The following is an 863-nucleotide window of genomic DNA, read 5'->3' on the forward strand; positions in this document are numbered from 1 at the left end:
GCGCGCGCCGACAGTCCACGCGCCGCGGCACGGGTCAGGGTGTCGGGCGCGAGCAGCGCGCCGGCGTTGTCTTCGGAGCCGTCGATGCCGTCGGTATCGCAGGCGATGGCATGCACACCGGGCAGGCCGTCCAATGCGACCGCGAGCGCCAGCAGGAACTCGGCGTTGCGCCCGCCACGGCCACTGCCGCGCACGGTCACCGTGGTCTCGCCGCCGGACAGGATCACGCARGGTTTCCTGAACGGCTGGCCGTGCTGCGCGATCTGGCGCGCCATGGCGGCATGCACCAGGGCCACGTCGCGCGACTCGCCTTCGATGCTGTCGGACAGGATATGGGCTTCGAGGCCCAGTTCGCGCGCACGCGCCGCGGCGGCTTCGAGCGATTGCTGGGCGGTGGCGAGCGTGACGCTGCGAYGGCCGTTGAAACGTGCATCGCCAGGCTTGGGCGTTTCACCCGCGCCGCTCTCCAGGTGCGCGCGCACRTTGGCCGGGACCTCGATGCCGTATTTGGCGATCACCGCCAGCGCGTCGGCGCAGGTGGTGGCATCGGGCAAGGTCGGGCCGCTGGCGATCAGCGTGGGATCRTCGCCGGGGATATCGGAAATCAGCAGGGTTTCGACGCGGGCCGGCGCGCARTGCAAGGCCAGCCGGCCKCCCTTGAGCGCCGACAGGTGCTTGCGCACGCAATTCATCTCGCCGATATTGGCGCCGCTCTTGAGCAGCGCGCGGTTCACGGCCTGCTTGTCGGCGAGCGTGATGCCGGGSGCGGGCGCGGCCAGCAGCGCGGAGCCGCCGCCGGAGATCAGGCACAGCACCAGGTCGTCGGCGGTGAGGCCCTCGACCAGTTCCACCATGCGTTGCGC

1 protein-coding gene is annotated in these 863 nt (G+C 71.1%); it reads right to left on the reverse strand.

Annotation, left to right across the window (positions count from 1 at the left end):
• Nucleotides 1-863, reverse strand: an 863-nt coding sequence (locus tag AC1DQ3_RS36555; RefSeq protein WP_477124955.1) for a glycerate kinase type-2 family protein, incomplete at both ends; no start/stop codon positions are given.

It is taken from the genome of Cupriavidus sp. 01T418 (assembly GCF_056398885.1).